The organism is Mycolicibacterium sp. CBM1 (assembly GCF_054073305.1).
Genome location: NZ_JBSXPP010000002.1, coordinates 159,028 through 183,034 on the forward strand (window position 1 = coordinate 159,028; position 24,007 = coordinate 183,034).

Annotated in this window: 18 protein-coding genes; 8 read left to right on the forward strand and 10 right to left on the reverse strand. The window is 67.8% G+C overall.

Translation table 11 applies throughout. The annotated features are described in order from the left end of the window. Positions 1-4: 4 nt before the first annotated feature. The 9 genes from ACXDF8_RS03505 to ACXDF8_RS03545 form a co-directional block, all read right to left on the reverse strand. On the reverse strand, positions 5-1,366 hold the full coding sequence (locus ACXDF8_RS03505) for a lipopolysaccharide biosynthesis protein (RefSeq protein WP_457221855.1): 1,362 nt from the start codon (positions 1,364-1,366) through the stop codon (positions 5-7). Next, positions 1,363-2,610, reverse strand: a complete 1,248-nt coding sequence (locus ACXDF8_RS03510) for a glycosyltransferase family 4 protein (protein ID WP_457221856.1) — start codon at positions 2,608-2,610, stop codon at positions 1,363-1,365. The genes ACXDF8_RS03505 and ACXDF8_RS03510 overlap by 4 nt, the downstream gene beginning before the upstream one ends. Then, the gene (locus tag ACXDF8_RS03515; RefSeq protein ID WP_457221857.1) at positions 2,607-3,722 is read right to left on the reverse strand and encodes a glycosyltransferase family 4 protein; all 1,116 of its coding nucleotides are present in this window, start codon (positions 3,720-3,722) and stop codon (positions 2,607-2,609) included. The genes ACXDF8_RS03510 and ACXDF8_RS03515 overlap by 4 nt, the downstream gene beginning before the upstream one ends. Then, entirely contained in the window at positions 3,719-4,699 is a 981-nt protein-coding gene (locus ACXDF8_RS03520) for a glycosyltransferase family 2 protein (RefSeq protein WP_457221858.1), read from the reverse strand. Before ACXDF8_RS03520 ends, ACXDF8_RS03515 begins: the two co-directional genes overlap by 4 nt. Positions 4,700-4,733: 34 nt before the next feature. After that, positions 4,734-7,064 (reverse strand): hypothetical protein, encoded by a 2,331-nt coding sequence (locus ACXDF8_RS03525; RefSeq protein ID WP_457221859.1) that lies wholly within the window; start codon positions 7,062-7,064, stop codon positions 4,734-4,736. Between the two features lie 67 nt (positions 7,065-7,131). Beyond that, on the reverse strand, positions 7,132-8,052 hold the full coding sequence (locus ACXDF8_RS03530; protein WP_457221860.1) for an endonuclease/exonuclease/phosphatase family protein: 921 nt from the start codon (positions 8,050-8,052) through the stop codon (positions 7,132-7,134). 170 nt (positions 8,053-8,222) lie between these two features. After that, positions 8,223-9,242, reverse strand: a complete 1,020-nt coding sequence (locus ACXDF8_RS03535; RefSeq protein WP_457221861.1) for a glycosyltransferase family 2 protein — start codon at positions 9,240-9,242, stop codon at positions 8,223-8,225. Between the two features lie 148 nt (positions 9,243-9,390). Continuing rightward, entirely contained in the window at positions 9,391-11,733 is a 2,343-nt protein-coding gene (locus tag ACXDF8_RS03540) for a putative bifunctional diguanylate cyclase/phosphodiesterase (RefSeq protein WP_457221862.1), read from the reverse strand. Between the two features lie 77 nt (positions 11,734-11,810). Further along, a complete protein-coding gene (locus tag ACXDF8_RS03545; RefSeq protein ID WP_457221863.1) occupies positions 11,811-12,407 on the reverse strand; it encodes a putative pterin-binding protein in 597 nt (198 codons plus the stop codon). Positions 12,408-12,610: 203 nt separating this feature from the next. Between ACXDF8_RS03545 and ACXDF8_RS03550 the strand changes: the two genes are divergently transcribed. The 7 genes from ACXDF8_RS03550 to ribD are packed head-to-tail and all read left to right on the forward strand — an operon-like array spanning position 12,611 to position 21,155. Beyond that, positions 12,611-14,608, forward strand: coding sequence for a primosomal protein N' (locus tag ACXDF8_RS03550; RefSeq protein WP_457221864.1), 1,998 nt, complete (start codon positions 12,611-12,613; stop codon positions 14,606-14,608). 27 nt (positions 14,609-14,635) lie between these two features. Next, the gene (locus ACXDF8_RS03555) at positions 14,636-16,441 is read left to right on the forward strand and encodes a DUF2207 domain-containing protein (RefSeq protein ID WP_457221865.1); all 1,806 of its coding nucleotides are present in this window, start codon (positions 14,636-14,638) and stop codon (positions 16,439-16,441) included. After that, positions 16,435-16,971, forward strand: coding sequence for a LemA family protein (locus tag ACXDF8_RS03560; RefSeq protein ID WP_457221866.1), 537 nt, complete (start codon positions 16,435-16,437; stop codon positions 16,969-16,971). The genes ACXDF8_RS03555 and ACXDF8_RS03560 overlap by 7 nt, the downstream gene beginning before the upstream one ends. Positions 16,972-16,975: 4 nt before the next feature. Then, entirely contained in the window at positions 16,976-17,905 is a 930-nt protein-coding gene (gene fmt / locus ACXDF8_RS03565) for a methionyl-tRNA formyltransferase (RefSeq protein ID WP_457221867.1), read from the forward strand. Beyond that, a complete protein-coding gene (locus ACXDF8_RS03570; RefSeq protein WP_457221868.1) occupies positions 17,902-19,401 on the forward strand; it encodes an RsmB/NOP family class I SAM-dependent RNA methyltransferase in 1,500 nt (499 codons plus the stop codon). Before fmt ends, ACXDF8_RS03570 begins: the two co-directional genes overlap by 4 nt. 51 nt (positions 19,402-19,452) lie before the next feature. Beyond that, positions 19,453-20,139, forward strand: a complete 687-nt coding sequence (gene rpe / locus ACXDF8_RS03575; protein ID WP_457221869.1) for a ribulose-phosphate 3-epimerase — start codon at positions 19,453-19,455, stop codon at positions 20,137-20,139. After that, entirely contained in the window at positions 20,136-21,155 is a 1,020-nt protein-coding gene (gene ribD, locus ACXDF8_RS03580) for a bifunctional diaminohydroxyphosphoribosylaminopyrimidine deaminase/5-amino-6-(5-phosphoribosylamino)uracil reductase RibD (protein WP_457221870.1), read from the forward strand. Before rpe ends, ribD begins: the two co-directional genes overlap by 4 nt. 150 nt (positions 21,156-21,305) lie before the next feature. Here ribD and ACXDF8_RS03585 read toward each other — a convergent pair whose 3' ends face one another. Next, positions 21,306-22,142: a GntR family transcriptional regulator gene (locus ACXDF8_RS03585; protein WP_457221871.1), complete on the reverse strand. Its 837-nt coding sequence runs from the start codon at positions 22,140-22,142 to the stop codon at positions 21,306-21,308. Between the two features lie 230 nt (positions 22,143-22,372). Here ACXDF8_RS03585 and ACXDF8_RS03590 point away from each other — a divergent pair, with 230 nt between their 5' ends. Continuing rightward, positions 22,373-24,004, forward strand: a complete 1,632-nt coding sequence (locus ACXDF8_RS03590) for an ABC transporter substrate-binding protein (RefSeq protein WP_457221872.1) — start codon at positions 22,373-22,375, stop codon at positions 24,002-24,004. Positions 24,005-24,007: the final 3 nt, after the last annotated feature.

The following is a 24,007-nucleotide window of genomic DNA, read 5'->3' on the forward strand; positions in this document are numbered from 1 at the left end:
AGGATCAGGCCTCGGTCGCGTTGGCCCGGCCGTCAAGGCCTGAGTGGATGGGCAGGAGCAGCCGTCCCCGGTACATGCGCACGACCGTCGGGGCACACACGGCCATTTCCAGGGCGACAGCGGACAACCAGCCCAGTGCCAGCCCGGTAAGCCCGCCGTGCGCGGCCCCGACAGCGGCCCCGGCTAGCTCCCCCATCCCGAGTACGGCGATCATCATCGCCTCACGTCCGACAGTCCCGGCAACGCGAGCCACCGCAACGTGGTGGTCCTTGACGATGAGGCCGAATCCGCCCAAACACATGACGATGAGTGCCTGCCGGCCGCTGTCGGCGTATGCGGCGCCGAAGATGTGCAACACCCAGTGCCCCAGCAGCAGAACACCCAGATTGGCTGCTGTGCAGATCAGCAGCGCATAGCGCAGTGTGAACCCGAACTCCATCGCGAAGGTTCGCGAATCCCGCGCCCCGGACGCGAAAAGCGCGGTCGCAAGTGCGATCGGAACGTAGAACAGGAACCCGGCTATGGACCAGGTTGCGTAGAGATAGCCGGCCACCTCCGATCCCAGTAGAACGTTGCCCAGGATCGGCATCGCGAAAAAGGGCGTGAACAGTGCGATGTTGAGGGCGTGATGCTTGGCGGCTTCGAAGTGAAGACCCCGCAGGGCCGACAGCTCGGGTATCAGCCCCCGCAGCCCGACACGGAATCGGCGGATCAGGACGATGGTGACCGCGGTGATCGATACGACGTTTGCGATGAACCAGCTGGCGAAGATGGTCAGTGACCCGTAACGGTGAAGCGTCAATGCGAAGGCCGCCAACAGCGCCAACTTCACGACCGCTTGAACAGTGTTGCGACCCAGCTGTATTCCGCCACCCAGGCTACTGAGCAGGGCCTGGTCGAGCATGTAGCCAATGGACTGCGTCGCCACGGCCGCGGTGAAGAGCACGGTGATGCCAACGTCATGGCCGATACCCGGCAAACCGAGAAAGGCGCTGGGCAAGGTGAACGCCGCCAACAGTGCGACGGCCGTCCCGACCGTGCCACTGACGACGGCGGTGGTGGCGATCAGCCGCGCCCGTCCAACCTGCATCGCAGGTAGCCGGGCGATGAGCACGGTGCCGAAACCGAGCACGGTGAAGGGCGCGATCAAACTCATCGCGGAGATGGCGGTGGCCGACTCACCCACATCGGAGGCATTGAACATCCGCGCGGCGAGCGCCCAATACACAAAACCCAACCCCGAGGTGACGATCGACGTCGAGACGAGCGCGGCCGCACTGCGCAGTAGCAAGCGCAATTTGTGCTGATGTTCGGCTTCGATTTCGGCATGGTCGTCGCCGCTGCCGGGCGAGGGCAGTTCTGTCATCGGTGCGCCGGGGAAACTGCATCGCTGATCGCGTCGGCGTACATCTGTTCCAGGCGTCGCACCACTGAGCTGACGGTGAAGCTCTGCGCTCTGTCGTGGCCTGCCGCACCGAAGGCCCGCGCTTTGTCCGGATCGTCGAGCACCGCGGTCAGTGCTCCAGCCAGCGCGGCAGCGTCACCGGGAGGCACGAGCAGTCCGGTGAGGCCGTCGACGACCATGTCCAGGATGCCGCCCGATGCGGTGGCAACCACGGCCCGGCCGGCCGCCATCGCTTCGAGAACCACGGTGGGGCAGGGATCTGCCCAGACCGACGGCACCACGACCAACCTGGCGGTCCGGAACAGCTCGACGATGGCGTCGTGCGGCAGCTGCCCGGCCCATTTCGCTCCATGGGGAAATCTCCAGCGGTCCGGGGTGGGTGAGCGGCCGGCGAGCACGAGCGGGGGAGGACTGTCCAGCATCTCGTAGGCATCGAGCAATGTCCGGACACCTTTGTCAGCGGTGAGATCTCCGACGAACAGCAGTGGCGCGTCCGGTCCCGCCGGCGCCACCGATTCGACGATGATCTCGTCGGGAATAAAGTTGGGTATCACCCGGATCCGCAGCCGGGCGCTGTGTAGCCAATGACCGGTGGGAACCGTGACAGCCTCGGCAACCGCGCTGCTGACCGCGGCCGCCGCAGCGACACGTTTCGCGCGGCGTCGCGCCGACCAGGCGTTTGCGGTCAAGGTGACCAGACCGTTGACGGTGCCGTAGTGGTCGGTGGCGCACGGCAGGCAGCGCGCCGGATCCGGACCGGGGCAGCGGCTTTGCCCACGCTCCATGAAGCGCTTCGTCGCGCAGACATGGCTGTAGTCATGCAGGGTCATGACCAAGGGCACCCCGGCGGCGGCCGCTGGTCCCAGGGCACTGTTGACGATCCAATTGTGGGCATGGACGACGTCGAACGCCCTGGTGGACAGTTCCTGCCGGATCGCCTGTCGCACTGCCGGATCCGGTATGGGCAGGGCGTGCGGTCGTGATGAGTCGCTGTACAGCGCGGACAATCTCGCGGCGGTGCTGGCGACGCGCACCACGCGCACGTCGTCGGACACAGCTTCTCCCGGAAGTTCCTCCCCGCTGGCGAAGCCGAGCAAGGTCACTTCGTGCCCACGAGCGGCCAAGGCGCGGGCCAGATTCCACACATGACGCTCCTCCCCACCGGCCACCGGCGGGAGGAACTGGGCCAGCTGGAGGATTCTCACCGTGCGACCTCCTGGTAGAGACGGTGGAGTTGTGCGGCGCAGTCGTCCCATGTCGGCACGTGCGGCGGTGCAGGGCGCGGCGCCGCGGCGACGGCCAATGCGGCGGCGGCGATCTGATCGGCGGAGGCGTCGAGGGGAATTGTCGTCACCAGCCCGGCCCGCCCGAGCTCGGACAACCCCGAAGTGTCCGCGACAAGGGCCTTGCTCCCGGTACCGATCGCTTCCATCACCGCGACCGGATGGGCCTCGTACTCACTGAGCAGGCAGACCACATCAGCATTGGCTACCACGGTTCCCATGGCGGCCCGCTCAGTGGGCCCGAAGCTTCGGATCGACACGCGGTCGGCCACGCCCAGCTCGGCGGCAAGTTCCCGTAGGTGTTGCTCGTAGGGGCCACCACCGATCAATTCCAGCCTGGCATCGGGTGCGCGGGACAGAATGGCCGGAAGGGCCCCCAGAATCCGGTGGTGGCCCTTGTACCGCTCCAATCGGCCGACGGACACCAGCAGCGGGCTACCCGCCGGCTTCGGCGCGGTGGGATCGATCGGCAGCGGATCACATCCATTCCTGATCAGCCGGATACGTGACTCAGGTATCCCGAGTGATCGGGCGAACATCGCCCGTTCGTATTCGCATACCGCCACCAACGCCGACGCCGTCCGCAGCAGAGGAGCCAAGAGCTTCCACTGCAGCGGGCGCACCGCCTCGCGAAGTCCTGACGAATGCCCGCCGGTGTGGAAGGTCAGAACCGATGGCAGGTGCGCTCGTCTGGTCGCCGCGAGCGCCATCGGGGCAACCAGTGCGTGGACACCCTGGATGTGGACGACGTCGTAGTCAGGAGCGGACAACAGGTGACGCGCGAGTCCGGGGGCGAAGTAGTAATCGCGGGAACGCGGATACGACGGCCAGCGCCTGATGCGGTAGCCGGCCATCGTCTCGTCGGCCGGAAGCTTCCCGGTGGTGTCGGAGGTCAACACCGTAACCTCGACCCCGGCGGCGGCAAGCCGGCGAGAGACCTCGTGTACGTGGGTCTCGATACCACCCATCAGCGGCAACGCCCTGGCAGAGACCATCGCCACCCGCAGCCGTCTCGTACGCCCTGACTCGCTCATCGCGGCTCGCCGTGCCTGTGCCACCGTTCGGACAGCACACCGCGGACATACCCCACGGTGGTGTAGGCCAGGCCGATCACAATGACCGCCGCCCTGAGCAGCCCGGCCCGCTCGCCCCTGAGCGCCTCCCACAGACCGCGCAGCACGCCGAGCGGCAGGATGATCGACGAATAAGTCCATTCCGCGGACAGTCCCGTTGCCACCCCGACACTTTCGGTCACTTGTGCTTTCGACAACCCCTCCGAGAAGCACCGCGAGCGAAAGTACGAAAAGGTCTGGCGCCCGGCCGGCACGCTGTGACTGACGGCGGCCTGGTCGTCGTAGATGAAGACACCACCGGGGCGCGCCTTCGCGGTTCGGATGCAGAACTCGGTCTCTTCGCAGCCGACGGGGCGCTGTACCGCCGCCGATCTACCGATGCCGGTCACGAATCCACCGGCATCAAACAACTCGCGCCGGAAGGATGCATTGGCGCCGATGAGATTTCGGACTACGCCGGCCCGCTGCCCTGTGTAGTTACAGCCCACCACCCAATCGAACTCCGGTGGCCACCATGGCGGACGTCGAGTGGCCCAACTGGGGTCGATCCGGCCGCCGACACCCAGGACGTCTGCGTCCGTGTAATGGCGCGCCAGTCCCGCCAGCCAACCGGGCTCGGCGGCCGCGTCGTCGTCGAGAAACATCACCACGTCGGCATCGGTGAGTTCGACTCCGGTGTTCCTCGCTCCGGACAGGCCCCGTTCATGCTGATTGGTGACCACGCGTACACCGGAGAGGTGTTCGGCGAGGCGCGCCTGCAGGACCTCGTTGTGGTCGACGACCACGATGAGGTCGTCCGGTGGCGGCTGCTGGGTTTGTACGGAATCCACCGCCCGCAAGATGTCGTCCCAGCGTTCTTCGGTGTAGGCACAGATGACTACTGCACACGTCGGTAAATCGGCGGCGTCACAGTCTCGCCTCGCGGGGTCGGTCAACATCACTTGATTTTTCTCGAATTTGTCAGCCGCGTTGCTAATTCGGCGATATCTGGATAGCAGAAGGGTCATTGAGGACCTCGCGTACGCCGATGATGTTGATGCGTGCTGCGTCGTAGGCGGCCGCCCCGATGATGATCGCGAGCGCGATCACCAGCGGAGCTACTGTCCGGAATCCTTGCCAGGTCAACCATTCCGCCCCGCGGCGCACGCGACGTGCGGTCGTGATCGGGTTGGCCATCATCACGACGGTGACGACCGCCAACCACGTCAGCGGTGTCAGCCATACGCGGCACAAGATCAGCGCTGCCGACAGGACGGCTGCACCGGCAACGGCAACGGCGACGGTCAACGCCGGCCCGGCGACACGCCGCAGCCGTCTGGCGGCCCCGACGGCGCGCGGCCAAATGCGGCTGCGCGCAAGCAGGGCCAGCGACAGCCCACACACCGACCCCAGCGCCAGCTGCGCGACGACGCTGACGCGTGGTGTCGGCCCGTACCAACCATTTCGCTGCTCGGGTACGCCCAGTTTCTTCATGTCGTAGATCGAGATCGGTCCGTGTCGATAGACGAGCTCGATACCCGGCACGGCGTCGAACTTGGTCAGCTGGGAATCGGTGAGCTTCACGCGTCCGTCACCCGGTTCGCCGTCTTCGAAGTAGAACTTGAACCGGGGCAGTCCGTCGGCCAGGCGGCGATCGACGTAGAGGAACCGCAGCCGGAGTCCGCGAACGGTGTCCTTCTCGGTGAGGCCGAAATCATCGGCGAAGTACAGCGGAGGCACGGTGACACCGTTGGCCTTCATCACGGGCCACACCCCGGCCTGGGATGCGAGCAGCTCCGAGCCGACGCGGTCTGCGCCGATGCGGCTGCCGGCCGGGAGGTTCTGGCGCGCCCACCGCGCTGCTGCCAGCACTTCGGCATCCATCGAACGGGTGTCGGCAGCCGGCAGGAAAGAGCCCGGAAGTCGGGCCCAGAACGGCCCGCTCCCAAGCACATAGCCGCCGAGGAAGATGCCAGAGGCCAGGGCCACCGCCAGCAACCGGGCCACTCGCGGGCGGCGGTCCAGTCCGACGGCGCGCAGTGCAGTCAGCATGAGGGCTCGCAGCCTGACGACGATCGTCCGGCTCTCGTCCTGGAGGGCCGGCTGTCCCGGCTGCGGCCACCACAGCCGAACGGCGAAGCGAGCTGCCGCCAGGCTCAGTGGGAGGAACAGGAAACTGCTTCCGCGGTCGAACAGTTCGCCGCCCTTGGGCACCACCCGGGCCGCCATCATGATCGGGATCATCCCCGCGAGTAGGAGGATCAAGAAGTGCGGACCCCACTTGAGCATGTGCCGCTCTCCGCGCCTCCACCAATGCAGGGCCAACAGGCCGAGAGCGAGCACGAGCATCGACACCGCGGCGGCGTAGTAAAGAAGCAGTGCGGTGTCCAGTCGAGGCGTGATCGTTCCGGCCGAGTCCTGGAACGTCTTCCGGGTCTCACCGCCGGAGACCTGACCGGTCACGTCGTCGATGATCGGACCGAAGTAGTCCTCCAGGAGTGATCGCTGCACGATGGCCCATGCCAATGCCGCCGCGATCGCGGCCAGTGCGCCGTAGGCGACTCGCAGCCTGCCCTGGCCACGCTCGGCAAGTGTCCAAACCAGGAGGAACACCGCCGTGAGCAGACTCGTGACGTGATGAGTCATCGCCACGGCCAGCAGACACACCGTCGCACCGCCGAACAGCGGCAGCGGATCGTCGGAGTGCCGCGCCCGGGCGATCAGGCTGACCGCGGCGAGTGCGAGCGGCAGTGCCAGGGTTTGGTAGGCGAACTGGTTGTTGAAGAACACGAACTGCGGCGACAACGCGTAGATCGCGACCGCCAGCCCACCGGCCCGCATGCTGCCGGTGAGCTGCTCGACGGCATCGCAGAGGACTGCGACCAGCACCAGCCGGGCGACGAGGATGACGATGACCGCCGAGGCCATGGTGGGGATCCCGGTCTGATGAACCAGCACCGTGAGCGTCTCGATGCCCGGATAACGGGGACTGACCTGCAGCAGCGGATTCGCTTCGAAGAGCCGGTGTGACGACAAAATGTCGCCGAGAGTGCGCATATGCAGTTGCTCGTCGAATCCGGTGAACAGCAGCGGGTTGGTGGCCCGCCACATCAGCGTGGGTGTGATGCCGAGGCAGGCCACCGCGGTGTTTCGTGCCGCCCTCGTCAGTTCCGGGGCGGTCAGGACCCACAGCGCACTACCGAACACCACCGCGAGGCTGACGAGGTTGGTCAGCTCACCTTCGTACCCATGCGACCGACGCGCCAGCCACACCGCCGCGACCTGTCCGGCGAGCGCGCAGATCTGTACAACCAGGAGGCGCATCACTGTCCGTCGTTCAGTGCGCCGGGCAGGTGTCGGCCGACCCGTTCGCCCGGCCATTGGTTTGTTGTTAGCGCGGGACATGGACGGTCGCCACGAGCCCGAGGTGGTCCGAGCCAGGGACTCGCACGGTACGGGCTGCACTAGCGGAACTGGTGTGGGTGACGATGTGGTCGATGCCGATCAGTGGTGGGAGGGACCCGTCGGCGCGGAATGACGGCGTGAGTCCGGCGCCGGATTGTTCGGCCACGTCCCGGAAGCCGTTCTGCAGAAGCGCCCGGTAGTTCTTCATATCGAAGGTCGCGTTGAAATCGCCGGCGACGATCACCGCACCCAGACCGGCTTCGGCCGCGGCTTGGTTCATGGTGGCGGGGAATGCGGCGAGCTCCTCGCGCCAACCGGAGATGGGCTGTGGCCAGGGTCCGACCACGTGGGCGGCCAGCACCATCGTGTCGGCGGCGGCCTCGGGTATTCGAATAGCCGCCTTGATCACTCCCAGCGCGTAACCGTGAACACGGCTCCACCGCACCACTGGGTATCGGCTCCAGATACCCACTCCGCCGGGGTCGTGCGGCTGGGTATCAAGGGCCCGATAGCGAAACTCCGAGTCGAGTCCACTGCGCGTGAGAATGCCGACGGCACGAGGGGTGAGTTCCTGCACGATCAAGAGGTCGGCCTGGTCCTCGGCAATCGTTGTCAACGCAGCCATGTCGGCCTGTCCTTCACGGAGATTCGCGGTGAGAACGCGGACTGCAACGGCGCCTGCGCCGGCCTGATCATCCCCCAGGAACAGCGGCAGCTCAGCGGCCACCACCGCAGCTGTCAGGGTCAGGGCGGCTGATGCCGCTCGCCAGCGTCGAGTGAGTACCGCGAACAGTGTCGAGATACCCGCTGCCAGCATGAGATACGGCGACCACGCAGTCAGTGCGAGCACCGCGTGGTTGGTCACCGACACAAACCGGGCCGCCAATGCCGCCGCGGCGATAAGCATGCAGAGCCAGAGAAACACGCCAATGACGGCTCGCCGCAGTCGCAGCCACGGTGAGGCGGGCCCGCGGCCGGCCGGTGATGCCGATGTCGTCGTTTCCGTGCGCGCCCCCGAGTCTGTGTGTGCTTGCCGACGATGGCCGAGCCGGTCACTTCTGCTGTGCGACCACGGCGCTAGCGAGCCGCCGGATCCAACTCGAGTCGCTTGATGCGCCGAACGCCATGCCGCGGTGGTTCACCAGTCATCCACCCGGGCGGTTTGGGAGCCGCGGTGTTGCTGGCATGTCGGCGCTTCGCGACCTGGCGGATCTGGCGCGCGTAGCGACGGTCCTGCAAGATCGTCCACAGGACGCGGAATCCGTCCCGGAACGTGTTGAGGTTGGTGTGGCCGTGGTAGCGGCCGTGTTCGAAGCTCGGCACCTCGGTGATCGCGGCGCCCGAGAGCGCAAAGCGCCCGATGATCAGCGCCTCGATCTCGAAGCCGTCGCCGCGCAACATCTGTGCCGCCCCTTCGACATCGGTGTCGGGTAGGTCGAGCATGTACAGCTGGTCGGCCCAGAAGGCGTTGTATCCGTAGCACAGATCGGTGAACCGGGTGTTCGTCAGTAGGCTGGCCAACAGGTTCAGGCCCAGGTTGCCCGATGTTCGCAGCGCAGTGATGTCCTCGCTTCCCCCGCCGCGACAGAATCGGCTGCCCTTGGCCAGGTCGGCCCCTTCGGTCAGCGCCCTGATGAATCGCGGGATCTCGTTGGGGTCGGCAGAGCCGTCGATATCGAACATGACGATCGCGTCCCCGGTCACCTCCTTGAACCCGCACGCCAACGCATTGCCTTTGCCCTTGCGGGTCTGCCGGATGATCTTCGCCGAGGGAAGTGCCGCGCTGGCGGCCTCAGCGGACTCCTTGTCGTCCTCGCTGACCACCACGATGACCTCGTGATAGTCGGCTAGGTAGGGCAGGATCTCCCGGATGTTGGGGGCCTCGTTCTTGGCAGGGACGACTACGCTGACACGCGGATTCGGTGGGCGCCGTTCGTGTCTGGGCCGGCGCCGCTCGACAACCGGTGGGCCGCTCTGATCGGTCCGGCTGTCAGGTCCGCCGGTCGCGGCGCGCCGTTCAGGTCCACCTGCTGCGACGCTCGGCTCCGGCATGGCCGGCGCGCAATCCGCGTCGGTGCTTCCCCCCGGTTCAGTCATCTCCGCACTCCTTCGTCGGCACGAGACTGGTATGCATTGCTGAGTATTCGACGCTATAGCATGCTGCGGCCGATCGGGGCGGGATGATCAAGAGAACCCGGCACGGTGCCGATGAGCTCGGTGATCCCGGCCCAACAGCGGCCGGCTGTCAGGTCATGAAAGCCTGTCTCGGCGTGGATGGGTCTACGGTTCGGTCCTCGGCGACGTCGCAGATGCCGCCGGCTTCCAGCAGCCGGAAGGCGTCGGCAAATTCCATGGGCCGGTGGAACAGGAATCCTTGCCCCTTGGGCACGCCCATCTCCACCAGTGCGTCGCGCTCGGCGAGCGTCTCGACGCCCTCCACCACCAGGTCGAGGGCAAGTGCTTTGGCAAGGGAGACAACTGATCTCACAACCGCGCTCTGCTTTTCGCTGCCGTCGTCCAGCGCCACGACGAACGACCGGTCGAGCTTCATCTGGTCCACCGGAAGACTCCGCAACTGGGTCAACGAGGAATAGCCCGTCCCGAAGTCGTCGAGGGATACCCGCACGCCCTGATCGCGAAGTTCATCCAGGGCCGCCTGCGCGACTTTAAGGTCGATGAGGGCATGCTCAGTCAACTCGATGACCAGCGCATCGGCCGGCACGCCTTCCGAACGCAACAGCGAGGTCACTTCAGCGGCGAATCCCGGCTCCCGCACTTGACGCGGCGACACGTTCACCGAAATCGTCAACTTGTCGGCCAATCCCGCTCGCCGCCAGCAGGCGAGGGTGGCGATACCTTCTTGCAGAACCCACCGGCCGATGTCGATGATCATGCCGTTGTCTTCTGCCAGCGGAATGAAGGCCGACGGACTGAGGTCCGGAAGTCCGGGCCGTCGCCACTGAAGGAGAAGTTCGAAGCCCGTCACTCTATTCGAGTCGAGCATGACGATCGGCTGTGCAGCGAGGCACAACTGGTCCCGCTCCAGCGCGCGCCGCAGCGCTGCATCGAGGTCGAGACGTTGCGCGACTTCGGCTTCCAGATTCGAGTCGAAGACGTTGATGTGGCTACCCTCGGTCAGCTTGGCTCGGTACATAGCCACGTCGGCTTCGCGCATCAACTCCGCTCCTGAGACCGTCGACTCGTCGGCGAACGCTATACCGATGCTGGCCCCGACGAACGCCTCCTTGCCGTCGATGGCATACGGGGTGCTGAGCGCGCCACGCATCCGCTCGGCCAGCGCGATGGCCTGTTCGCGATCGGGGATGGCGGGACACAGCACCACGAATTCGTCGCCTCCGAGCCGCGCCACCGTGTCGGTTTCTCGGACGGTCGCCGAAAGCCGGCCGGCGGCTTCGATGAGCAATTGGTCACCCGCAGCATGGCCGATGGAATCGTTGACCATCTTGAATCGGTCAAGATCGCAGAACAACAGGGCCACGAAGTTGCCGCTCCCTCGGGCCTCTTGCAGGCTTTCGCCCAGCCGAGACATCAGCAATGTGCGATTGGGCAGGCCGGTCAGCGCGTCATGGCTGGCCTGGTGGAAAAGCTGTTGCGCGGACGCGTCGTGGTTGAGGGCAAGGATCACCAATTCCCGGCAGCGCAGCAGCGCCGTTCGGATTAACTCGTCGACCTCTTCACCGTGATCGTGGTCGAAGACTTCGATGGTGCCACTGATTGCAGCGGCTTCGGCTTCAAACACCGCGCTCCAGACCGGCGAGCCCACGATGTGCGCGCCCAGCGGATAGAGCACCGCACGCGCGCCCGACGTGATACGCACGGGCCGGGCTGCCGACACTTCTGATGCCAACTGCGCGATCTCACGGACCACAGCGAAAGCGGATGTGCCCGTGGCGATCCGCTCCAGGATATGAGCCTGGCCGCGTTCGAGTGTGGACACCCGGTCCAGCTGCTCCTGAGTTTCGCGCAGAGCGCGGCCTTCCGCGTCCAGTGCCACACGGGCGGTGCGGTACTGGCGTCGTACGTTGATCGCCACCCAAGTCAGCAGTGTGGCGCCTAAAAACAACGTGATGGCGAGCAGGATCAGTTGCGTCAGCCGGCCGCGAAGGAGAGCGGCATCGCTGGCGCGGGCATCTGTGTGCAGGCGGCTGGCGGTGGTGTCCACCAGCCGGCGGCTCGCATCCGACAACGCCTGGGTTCGGGGCATCAACAGTAGTGCCACCTGCTCGCGCTGATCGGGTGGCAGGAATCCTGCTGGGACCTGCCCGACCGCGGCGTCGAGCTGCTGGAGTGCGTTCTGGTATTCCGCCGAGGCGGTGTCTCCGGTGGTGAGCCCGTTCTCGCTCACCACCGAAAGTCGTTGTCCCAGTAGCGCCCTGGCGATCTGGACACTGCGTCTGGGGACGGTGCCGACCACATAGCGGTCGGCCGCGTCGACGTATGCCAGCGTTTCGCGCATGGTGTAGAGCAGGTTGTTGGTGGTGGTCTCGGTACGCGCGTAGGTCTCGGTGTAGCGGGCCTGCGCGGCCGAACTCGCGAAATGGCTCAAGGCCAGACTGATGAGCAGCAAGGTGAGGACAGCGGCGAGGATCAGCTGCCCGCGGGTGGGTCGCAGTCGCGGAGCCAGTGAACTCGGCCGCTCGGCCATCAGGAAGTGCCGGATCCCTGCTGAGTGACATTGATCGAAGCCAGGCTCCAGTTCCAAGCGTCCAGCACTGAGGACAGCGGCGTGCCGTCGGGATAGATCAGACGGATCGGGCCGCCCTGGTCGTACGGGATCGGTGCGCCATCGCGCTTGGTCGCGATGAGCGCGGCGGAGGCGATCATCGGTTCGACCGGCGAGGTGTAGTGGTAGTCGTTGATCGCGACGGTATCGATTGTCGCGTCGTTGGGGATGCCCGCTTTGGCGAGCAGACTGCTCAACGGCACTCCGCTGAATGTCTGCCGCTTCTTTAAGAACGGCTCGTCGACGGCGATCGTGGTGCTGCCCAGCGCGTCGAGCGCGTCCATCGTCAGGGAAAGCGGCGCGCTGCCTCCGGTCACGGTGAGGACGGGCTCGTTGGGAGCCGGCGGATCGATGGAGGGAACGCCGTACGGGTTGCTCGTGGTCGGTGCGGCCGAGGTCGCTGTCGACGGAGCCGAGGACTGCGTGGACTGGTCATCGCCCTGTTCGGCACTGCAGGCGGTCGTGGAAGTCAGCATGAGCAGCGCGGTCACACCGACCGCGATGACGCCTTCTCGCATAACGCCGATGCTAGCTGTTGCTGCGGCAGGCAGCGCAGCAAAAGCAACTCCTCGGAAGCTTCTTAGATTCCCGTGATCTTGATTTTTGGTAACCGAGGACGGTACGCAGCAAACCCCTCATGACCATCGGGCGCCGCAGTGGTGGCGGCGGGAGTCTGCCGCGGTTCTCGGCCCGTTGTCGGCGCCGTCGATAGTCTTCGACGATGCCGATCCGGCGGGCCGCTGAGCACGAACCCATCGCACGGGTGCTGCCGATGCTGTCGGTGCCGCATCTGGACCGCGAGTTCGACTATCTGGTTTCCGCCGAACAATCCGATGACGCCCAGCCCGGGGTGCGGGTCCGGGTGCGGTTCCACGGCCGGCTGGTCGACGCATTCGTCCTGGAACGCCGATCCGACACCGACCACGTCGGGCAGCTGGGCTGGCTCGACCGGGTGATCTCGGCCGAGCCGGTGCTCACCCCGGAGGTGCGCCGGCTGGTCGACGCCGTCGCAGCCCGCTACGCCGGCACCCGGCCCGACGTCCTGCGCCTGGCCATCCCGCCCCGGCACGCCAGGGCGGAGAAGACGCAGCTCGACGCGCCGCTGTTGCCCGTGGTCGACCCCGTCGACCCGGCTGGCTGGGCCCGCTACGGCGGCGGCGAGCGGTTCCTCACCGCCTTGCACGACGGCCGGGCCGCCCGCGCGGTGTGGCAGGCGCTGCCCGGCGAGGCGTGGTGTGACCGGATCGCCGAGGCCGCGGCCGCCGCCGTCAGCGGCGGTTACGGGGTGCTGGCCGTCGTCCCTGACCAACGGGACATCGACGCGCTGTGGAACGCCGCCACGGCACGAATCGACCAGGCCGCCGTCGTCGCGCTGTCCGCGGGGCTCGGGCCGTCGGCACGATACCGGCGGTGGTTGTCGGTGCTGCGCGGCCACGCGCGGCTGGTGATCGGCACCCGCAGTGCGGTATTCGCTCCGGTCGAACGCCTCGGCCTGGTCATGGTCTGGGATGACGGCGACGACACTCTGGCTGAGCCGCGGGCGCCCTACCCGCACGCCCGCGAGGTCGCGATGTTGCGAGCCCACCAGTTGCGCTGTGCCTCGATGATCGGCGGCTACTCTCGCACCGCCGAGGCCCACGCGCTGGTGCGCAGCGGCTGGGCGCACGACCTGGTGGCGGCCCGGCCGGTGGTGCGGGCCGCCGCACCGCGAGTCGTCGCCATCGACGACGAGGGCTATGCCGAAGAACGCGACGCCGCGGCACGCTCGGCCCGGCTGCCCTCGATGGCTCTGCGCGCCGCGAGGGCCGCACTCGAGCGCGAGGCGCCAGTGCTGATCCAGGTGCCGCGGCGCGGCTACGTGCCGTCGGTGGCCTGCGCCCGATGCCGCACGATCGCGCGTTGTCGGCACTGCACCGGTCCACTCTCGCTGTCCGATCGGGATGCCACCGGGGCGGCTTGCCGTTGGTGCGGCCGCATCGACACCGCGCTGCGCTGCCAACGCTGCGGCTCCGAGGCGATCCGCGCGGTCGTGGTCGGCGCCCGGCGCACCGCGGAGGAGATGGGCCGGGCGTTCCCCGGCACCCCGGTGATCACGTCGGCGGGGGAGACGGTGCACACCGAGATCGGCACCGGGCCGGCGCTCGTCGTCGCGACGCCGGGTGCCGAACCGCACGCACCTGGGGGCTACGGGGCAGCCCTGCTCCTCGACAGCTGGGCGTTGCTGGGACGGCAGGATCTGCGCGCCGCCGAGGACACGTTGCGGCGGTGGATGTCGGCCGCCGCCCAAGTTCGCTGCCGGGCCGATGGCGGCGTGGTGGCAGTCGTGGCCGAGTCGGCCATCCCGACCGTGCAGGCGCTGATCAAGTGGGATCCGGTGGGCCACGCGGAAGCCGAACTGCAGGCCCGCGCCGAAGTCGGCCTGCCGCCCAGCGTGCATATGGCTGCCATCGACGGCGGCTCGGGTGCGGTCACCGCACTGCTCGACCATGCCGAATTACCTGAGGATGCCGACCTGCTGGGGCCCGTCGACTTGCCGGTCGGGGTGCGCCGGCCGTCGGGCACCGCCCCTGGTGAACAGGCGATCCGCATGTTGGTGCGGGTCCGCCGGGACGAGGGCCTGGCGCTGGCCGCGTCGCTGCGGCACGCCACCGCGATCCAAAGCGCCCGCCATGACCACGAGGCAGTTCGAGTACAGATCGATCCTTTGCACATAGGGTGAAGCCGAACACCAGACCCCGGAGGCGAGATGAAGTGGATCGGCCGGTTCATCGGTTTGCCGATCACGTTGCTGCTCATCGCCATTGGGCTGTTGTGGCCGCTGGTGTTCACCGGTGCCTCGCAGGGCGGGCCACCGTCGGACCCAGTGGTCATCACCGATTACCGTGCCGACTTCGTCGTTGACCGGCAAGGCCGCCTCGACGCCACCGAGATCATCACCGGTGCCTTCCCCAGTGGACGGCACGGCATCTTCCGCTACTGGGACGTCGCCAACCTCAATGCCCCGCACGTGCGACAGGCGCCGCAGGTGAGCGAGGTCCTGCTCGACGACCAGCCGGTGCCCTATCAACTGCTGTGGGAGAGCGGGCAGCGGTTCCGCGTCGCCAAGATCGGCGACCCCGACCGCTACCTCGACTACGGCACCCACGTCTTCCGGATCCGCTACACCATCGACGGGGTGCTCGACCCAGGCAGCTCCGGCGCCGGCAGGACCTTCGCGTCGTCGACCGGCGACCCGACGGCGCGGTCGGCGTTCTTCTGGAACGTCGTCGCGCCGGCATGGAACAACGACATCGAGCGTGCCGACATCTCGATCACCCTGCCCGGCGGCGTCACCGGCGCGCAGTGTTCGGTCGGCTACGGCGTCGGCCGGGCCTGCGAGGGACTCACCACGAGCGGCGACACCGTCCGACTGGCGGCCACCGACCTGCCGCCGCGCACCCCGGTCACCGTCCGGGCCGGAGTCGACGTGCCGACCCCGGCGCGCACCGAACTGCCCTGGTCCTACCGGTGGGACCCGATCCTTGGCCGGTCCCCGCCCGCGGTGCTGTGGCTACTGGGAGCGGCGGTAGCGGCCGGACTCGGCGGTTACCTGTGGTGGCGGACGACGGTCGAGCCGTCGCCGGGCTTCCCGCTGCAGTACGCGCCGCCGCCCGGTCTGGGGCCGGTGCAGTGCGAGTACATCCGCAGCGAGAAGATGCCGGCCGAGGGGCTGACCGCGACGCTGTTCCACCTCGCCGAGCGGCGCTTGGTGTCACTGAGGCAGACCAGCCCGAAGCACTGGTCCATCCGCGGCACCGCCGACAAGGCGGCGTGGGCCGACGTCGACCCGGTCAGCGTGGACATCGGCTCGGCACTCGGTGTGCTGGGTCCGGGGCGGGAATTCCAGGCCAACGGCACCGTGTCGGCGGGCAAGAAACTGACCAAGGCCAAGGCCGACATGGCCGTCGCGGTCCGAAAATGGGCGTTCGACGGCGGCCTGATGGTCAAGCGCTCCAAGGAGCTGTGGCTGCGGGTCGCCAACTTCGTCGGGCTGGTCCTGGCCGTCGGCGCCTTCATCTGGGCGCCGTTCACCCTGTGCGGCCTGCCGTTCGCGTTGTTCTTCCTGTTCTCGGCCCGATCCTGGACCGAGGGGGTCGGCAGTAGCCGCACCGCGGCGGGCCGGGAGCTCTGGTCGCAGGTGGGCGGTTTCTACCGGATGCTGTCCACCGACTCCGCGGAATCGCGGTTCGACTTCGCCGCCCGCAAGGACCTCTACACCGCCTACATACCGTTCGCGGTCGCCGGCGGCGTCGCGGCGCTGTGGGCGGCCAAGTACCAAGCCGCCACCGGTCAGATCCCGCCGCAGCCGGACTGGTATCAGTCGTCGTCGGGGACCACGTGGCATTCGTCCGGCGGCGGTGGTGCTAGTTTCGACAGCTTCGAGTCGGCGTTGTCGTCCTCGATCGGTGCCTACACCGCCTCGCAATCGTCGTCGTCGAGCAGCGGCGGTGGCGGCGGGTCCAGCGGCGGCGGCGGTGGTGGCGGTGGCGGGGGAGGAGGCGGCTCATGGTGAGCTTCGTGCTGGTCGTGGTGCTGGTGCTCGCGGTGTTGGTCCTCGTCATTTTCGTCGTGGGCTACAACAAGGTTCGCGCCGCCGACGTGCGCGTCGCGGAGGCGCTGGGCGGGATCGACGTCCAACTGACCCGGCGGGCATCGCTGATTCCCAGCCTGATGCAGACCGTCCAGACCTTCGCCGCCCATGAGAAGGCCGTCCTCGACCACATCGCCGACGCCCAGAGCGCACTGGCTACCGCGACCGCGGGAAAGTCGGTGGCACAACGTACTTCGGCCGAGAAGGAGTTCGACACCGCGGTCGGGCAGGTACTGGCCCTCGGCCAGACCTACCCGCAGCTGGGCTCGTCGAACAACTTCTTGAACCTGCAACAGAACCTCGCCGACACCGAGGACAAGCTGGCGTTCGCCCGGCAGTACTACAACGACGCCGTCGCGACCGTGAACCGGTTGATCGGCACGATTCCGTGGATGTTCGTGGCAGGACTGGCCGGGGCCTCGCAGCGCGAGTTCTACCAGGTGCCAAAGTAGAGCCATGCGAATCATTTTCGCCGGCACCCCCGAACCGGCTCTGCCGTCGCTGCAGCGGCTGCTCGACTCGCCGCGCCACGACGTGATCGCCGTGCTCACCCGCCCGGATGCCGTGGCAGGGCGGCGCGGCAAGCCGGCGCCATCGCCGGTGGCGCAGCTGGCCCTCGATGCCGGGATACCGGTGCTGCGCCCCTCGCGGCCCAACTCCGCGGAGTTCATCGCCGAACTCACCGAGCTGGCGCCGGACTGCTGCGCGGTGGTGGCCTACGGTGCCATCCTCGGCGACGGCCTGCTGGCCGTACCGCAGCACGGCTGGATCAACCTGCACTTCTCGCTGCTACCGGCCTGGCGCGGTGCCGCCCCGGTGCAGGCCGCTATCGCCGCCGGCGACAGCGTCACCGGCGCAACGACTTTCCAGATCGAACCCAGCCTGGACTCCGGCCCGGTGTACGGCGTGGTGACCGAGACGGTACGCCCCACCGACACCGCCGGGGAGTTGCTGGACCGGCTGGCGATCTCGGGTGCCGCGCTGCTGGAGGCCACCCTCGACGGGATCGCCGACGCCACCTTGACCCCGGTACCGCAGGCCGCCGACGGCATCAGTGTGGCCCCGAAGATCACGGTCGAGCAGGCCCGCGTCAGCTGGGAGTTGCCTGCCCACGTCGTCGAGCGCCGGATCCGGGCGGTGACACCCAACCCGGGCGCGTGGACGATGATCGGCGAGCTACGGGTCAAGGTCGGTACGGTCTGCATCGACGAGGAGGCGCCGCCGCTGGCGCCGGGCGTGATCGCCGTGGACCGAGCCGGTGTCCGGGTCGGCACCGCCACCCAACCGGTGGTGTTGGGTCAGGTGCAGCCACCGGGCAAGAAGTCGATGAACGCCGCGGACTGGGCGCGCGGTGCCCGCCTCGACGAGACGGTGCGGGCATCATGAGTGAGCGTCCGCAGCGTGGCGGCAACCAACCTGGTAAAGGAAAACAGCACGGCGGCAAGGGATTTCAGAGATCTACCCAACGCGACCGGACCGGTGCGCCGCCGGCGCGCGATCGTGACCAGCAGCGCCCGCCCCGTCGCTCGCGGCGCACGCCGCTCGATCCCGCCCGCCAGGCCGCCTTCGACGTGCTGCGTGCGGTGTCCGAACGTGACGCCTACGCCAACTTGGTGCTGCCGTCGATGCTCGCCGAGCGGGGTATCGCCGGGCGGGACGCGGCGTTCGCCACTGAACTGGCCTACGGCAGCTGCCGGACATTGGGCCTGCTCGACGCGGTCATCGTGGCCGCCGCCGGTCGCCCGACCGACCAGATCGATCCGGTACTGCTGGACCTGCTTCGGCTGGGCGCCTACCAACTGCTGCGCACCAATGTTGCCCAGCACGCTGCGGTGTCCACCACCGTCGAACAGGCCGGCATCGAATTTGACAGTGTGCGAGCAGGTTTCGTCAACGGAGTGCTGCGTACCATCGCGTCTCGCGACGAGGCGTCGTGGGTGGCCGAACTTGCCCCGTCGTCGGCGACGGACCCGGTGGGGCACCTCGCCTTCGTCCACGCCCATCCGCGCTGGATCGCGCAGGCATTCACCGACGCACTCGGTGCCGACGCCGGTGAGCTCGACGCCGCCCTGGCCGCCGACAACGCCCGGCCGGGTGTGCACCTCGCGGCGCGCCCCGGTGTGCTGACCGCCGCGGACCTAGCCGCCGAGGTCGGCGGTGAACCCGGGCAGTTTTCGCCCTACGCGGTGTACCTCGGTGGCGGTGACCCCGGCCGGCTCGCGGCGGTGCGTGAGGACAGGGCATTGGTTCAGGACGAGGGCAGCCAGCTGGTCGCCCAGGCGCTGACACTGGCTCCGATCCTCGGCGAGGACGGCGGACGCTGGCTGGACCTGTGCTCGGGGCCGGGCGGCAAGACCGCGCTGATCGCCGCGATCGCCGCGCAGCGGGGTGCCGCCGTGACGGCGATCGAGCCCGCCGCGCGCCGCGCCGACCTGGTGGAGCAGAACACCCGCGGACTGCCGGTGGAGATGCTGCGGGTCGACGGCCGGGAAACCGGGCTGCCATCGGGCAGCTTCGACCGGGTCCTCGTCGACGCGCCGTGCACCGGATTGGGGGCGCTGCGGCGCCGGCCGGAAGCGCGCTGGCGACGTACCCCGGGCGACGTTCCGGTGCTGGCCAAGCTGCAGCGTGAGTTGCTGGCCGCCGCGATCGCCCTGACCCGCCCCGGCGGGGTGATCATCTATGCCACCTGCTCGCCGCACGTGGCCGAGACGGTGGGGGTGGTCTCCGACGCGGTGCGGCGTCACCCGGTCACCGCGCTGGACACCCGGCCGCTGTTCGAGCCGGCCCCACAGCTGGGCAACGGACCGCACGTCCAGCTCTGGCCGCACCGGCACGGCACCGATGCCATGTTCGCCGCCGCGCTGCGCAAGACGGAGTAGACCCAGCCGCGGAATTCGGTCCAACGGCGGCGGCCATTTAAGGTGACTGCCATGGCGACACCGTCTCGACCACTGATCGCGCCGTCCATCCTGGCCGCCGACTTCGCGCGCCTGGCCGAGGAGGCCGCCGCGGTCGAGGGCGCCGACTGGCTGCACGTCGACGTGATGGACGCGCACTTCGTGCCGAATCTCACCCTCGGGCTGCCGGTGGTGCAGAGCCTGCTCGAGGCGACTGACATCCCGATGGACTGTCATTTGATGATCGACGATCCGGACCGCTGGGCGCCCGGCTACGCCGAGGCCGGCGCCTACAACGTCACCTTCCACGCCGAGGCCACCGACAACCCGGTCGGGGTGGCCCGCGACATCCGCGCCGCCGGCGCCAGGGCCGGGCTTTCGGTCAAACCCGGCACGCCGATCGAGCCGTACCTGGAGATCCTGCGAGACTTCGACACCCTGCTGGTGATGTCGGTCGAACCCGGCTTCGGCGGCCAGAGCTTCATCGCCGAGGTGCTGAGCAAGGTCACCGCCGTGCGCCGGCTCGTCGACTCGGGCGAGTTGACCGTCTTGGTCGAGATCGACGGCGGCATCAACGCGGAGACAATCGAGCAGGCCGCCGAGGCCGGAGTGGACTGCTTTGTGGCGGGATCGGCCGTCTACGGGGCGCAGGATCCGTCCGCCGCCGTGGAGGCGTTGCGCCGCCAGGCGGCTGCGGCATCCGGGCACTTGCGGTTATGACGGCACCCACGCCGGCGGGGATAGAGGCCGCCATGCGGCTGGCCATCGCGCAGGCGCAGCGGGTGAAGGGCTCGACCTACCCGAATCCGCCTGTGGGAGCGGTCATCCTGGATCGGCAAGGCGACGTCGTCGGTGTCGGTGGTACCCAGCGCACCGGCGGTCCGCACGCCGAGGTGATGGCGCTGCGCGAGGCGGGGGAGCGGGCAGCGGGCGGCACCGCCGTCGTCACCCTGGAGCCGTGTAACCATCACGGCCGCACCCCGCCCTGCGTGGACGCGCTGCTGACGGCAGGGGTGGCGGCGGTGGTCTACGCCGTCGACGATCCGAACCCGGTCGCCTCGGGTGGCGCGAAGCGGTTACGCGAGGGCGGGGTCGCGCTGACCGCCGGGCTGTGCGCCGAGGAGGTGGCCGGCGGTTCCCTGCGCGAGTGGCTGCACAAACAGCGCACCGGACGTCCGCATGTGACGTGGAAGTTCGCTGCCAGCGTCGACGGCCGCAGTGCCGCGGCCGACGGCTCCTCGCAATGGATTACCAGCGACGCGGCCCGCGCCGACGTCCATGTGCGCCGCGCGACGGCCGACGCCATCGTCGTGGGGACCGGCACGGTGCTCGCCGACGACCCGACGCTGACCGCGCGGCTGCCCGGGGGCGGGCTGGCCGAGCGGCAGCCGTTGCGGGTGGTGGTCGGGCACCGCGAGATCTCCTCGGAAGCCAATGTGCTCAACGATGATTCGCGCACGATGGTGATCAGTACCCGCGACCCGCACGAGGTAATCCGAGCACTGACCGACCGCACCGATGTCCTGCTCGAGGGTGGTCCCACCCTGGCCGCCGCGTTCCTGCGGGCCGGCGTGATCGACCGCATCCTGGCCTATGTCGCGCCGATCCTGCTGGGCGGCCCGGTGACTGCCGTCGGCGACATCGGCGTACCCACCATTGCCCGCGCCCTGCGCTGGCGCTACGACGGCGTCGACCGGCTGGGTCCTGACCTGCTGCTCAGTCTGGTGCCCGCCTAGCCCTACAAGTCGGGGCCGCTCACGCGAAGATCTCGACCACTTTCTCGCAGAACGCCGGCAGGTCGTCGGGCTTGCGACTGGACACCAGCGTGTTGGGTCCGCCGGGCGCGGACCACGTCGGCCTCGAAGGTGTCCGCGGCGGTCAGGTGGTCAATACGTCGGATTCGACAGCGGGGCCACCGACCAGTTCGATAGCTCCGAGGGACCCAAGATGCGATGCCTGGTCTGCCCTGCGGTGTAGAACGTGAACTTCGTCGCCCGGTAGCACTGCTCGAAGCAGTCGAAGGCCTGCCCGTCGGCGTCGAAGCTCACCCCGCGCACCCGCACGATCGGGTCACCTGGCGCCAGGTCGAGGTGCTCGGCCTCCCAGCTACTGGGCGTGTCCACCTCGAAGGCCTGCTCGGTGTAGTCGTCGGTGAGGTGATAGCGCTCCTCGATGAAGCGATACAGCGATTCGCCCTTGGCCAGACCGTCCTGGTCGATAGCCGGCACGCGGCTCAGCGGCAACACCGCGCGCTCGAGGATCTTGTCGGCGCTGCCGATGCTGCGTTTGCGCCAGATCTCCCATACCGGCTGACCAGGGTCGACGCCGAGGGCGGTGGCGATGGCGGTGCTGGGCAGTCCGACGCCGATGGAGATCAGTGCGGTGCTGACGGCGGGCAGGCCCCGTTCGTTGTCCAGCAGGGTGTGCAGCAGCTCGCCGGGGCGGGTGGTGTCGGCGGCGATGCGGGGCTCGGCCACGAAGGTGCCCAGACCCTGTCGACGGGTGATCTTGCCGGCCCGCTCGAGTTCGTCGAGCGCACGCCGGACGCTGATGCTGCTGACGTCGGCGATCTCGGCCAGCTCAGTGGTGGAGGGCAGCCGATCGCCGGGCTGTAGGCCGCGGTCGGCCATGATCGTGAGCACCAGGTCGTAGACGTACTGATAGCGCAGCTTGCGGTCCGTGGCGGCCCCACCTGCTACCGCACTTCCCTCACGCCTGGCCATCGCCATCCGTCGTCCCTCATCCCTCCGCGGGCTCCAGCGACTGTTCGCTGCCCAGATACATCTAACTATGCAGATACCCGATCCTCGGCGAAACTACGTCGCAAACACGGCATTTACTAAGCGTGGCCGAAAACTGACGGAAACAATCACGCAATAACGAGGCAATCCAGCCAACTCATACTACTCTGTATACACAGTTGTTTCGGGAAGGGATTGCCATGGTGAGTGCGATGGATCGTCGGAGCTTCCTTCGGACGTCGGCGGTGGTCGCCGCCGCACTGGGCGGGGCAGCGGCGCTGGCGTCCTGTGCGCCTGAGACGGCCACCACCACGGTGCTTCGGGTCGGGTCGACCACAGATATCGACTCGCTCAACCCGTTCACGGCGGATTCCACCCAGTCCGACGACGTGCTGCAGCTGGTCTACGACCGGCTGATGGCCTACGACGCCCAGCTCAACATCGGCCCGTCGCTGGCAACCGACATGCAGGCGACCGACGGCGGGAAGACTTTCACCTACACCCTGCGTTCGGGGGTGAAGTGGCAGGACGGCAAGGACTTCAGCGCCGACGATGTGGTCTTCACGTTCCTGATGGTGCGCGACAACGACTACGGCACCTATGGGGCATACGTGAAGGACCTCACCGACGTGGTCAAGGTCGGTGACAACCAGGTTCGGCTGACCTACTCAGCGCCGCAGACACTGCAACCGGGTGTGATCATGCCGATCGCCCCCAAGCACCTGTGGGAGGGCATCGCCAAGGGCGACCTGCCCAAGTATGCCAACGACAAGCCGGTCGGAACCGGTCCGTTCAGCTTCGTGTCCTGGGAGAAGGGCAGCGTCGCGACCGTCGCCCGAAACGACTCGTGGTGGGGGCCCAGGCCGGCCGCCGAGAAGGTCACGTGGACGAAATTCGGGTCCGACGACGTTGTCACCCAGGCGCTGCGCACCGGTGACATCGACATCGTGCCCGAGGTGCCGCCCACCATCTACACCGGTCTGCAGAACGCCGCCGACGTCAAAACCACGGCGATGGAATCGTTCTCGTTCCACATGATCGGATTCAACTGCTCGACCGCCCCCGGCTCGAAGGGCAACCCGATCCTGCGCGACCAGGTCGTACGCCAGGCGCTGTCCTGCGCCGTGGACCGCCGCCAACTCGTCGAACTGGCGCTGGCCGGCTACGGCGAGCCGGGAACCGACCTGCTCCCGCCGGCGTTCGGCGACTTCCACTACGTTCCCGCGCCCGACGCGGTGCTGGACAACAACCCGGCGAAAGCCAACGAGCTGCTGGACAAGGCCGGTTACACCGAGCGTGACGGCGCCGGGATCCGCAAGTCCAAAAATGGTGCGCCACTGGAATTCCGGTTGTTGGCCATCGCCGACACGACAGTCGACATGAAGGCCGCCGACCTGTTCGTCACGGCCGCCAAGGCGGTCGGTATCAACCTCAAGCTGTCGAGTACCGACGCCGACAGCATGGGTGCCACCGTCTACAACGCCGATACCCCCGACTGGGACATCATGGTGTGGGGCTGGGACTCCTCGTTCTACGACCCGTCGTACCTGCTGGGCATCCCCACCACCGATCAGATCGGCGGCAACAACGACACGTTCTGGACCGATCCGCGCTACGACGAGCTCTACCAGCAACAGTCGACGACGATCGACCGCGCGGCGCGCGTCAAGCTGGTGCAGGAGATGCAGGCGCTGCACTACGCAGCCTGCCCGTACATCGTGATGTGGTACCAGAAGAAGCTGACCGGCACGCGCACCAACACCTGGACGGGTTGGCAACCGATGAACGGCGGCATGATCCTGAACTTCCCGCGGGTCAACTACCTCGACGTGAAGCCGGCCTGAGAC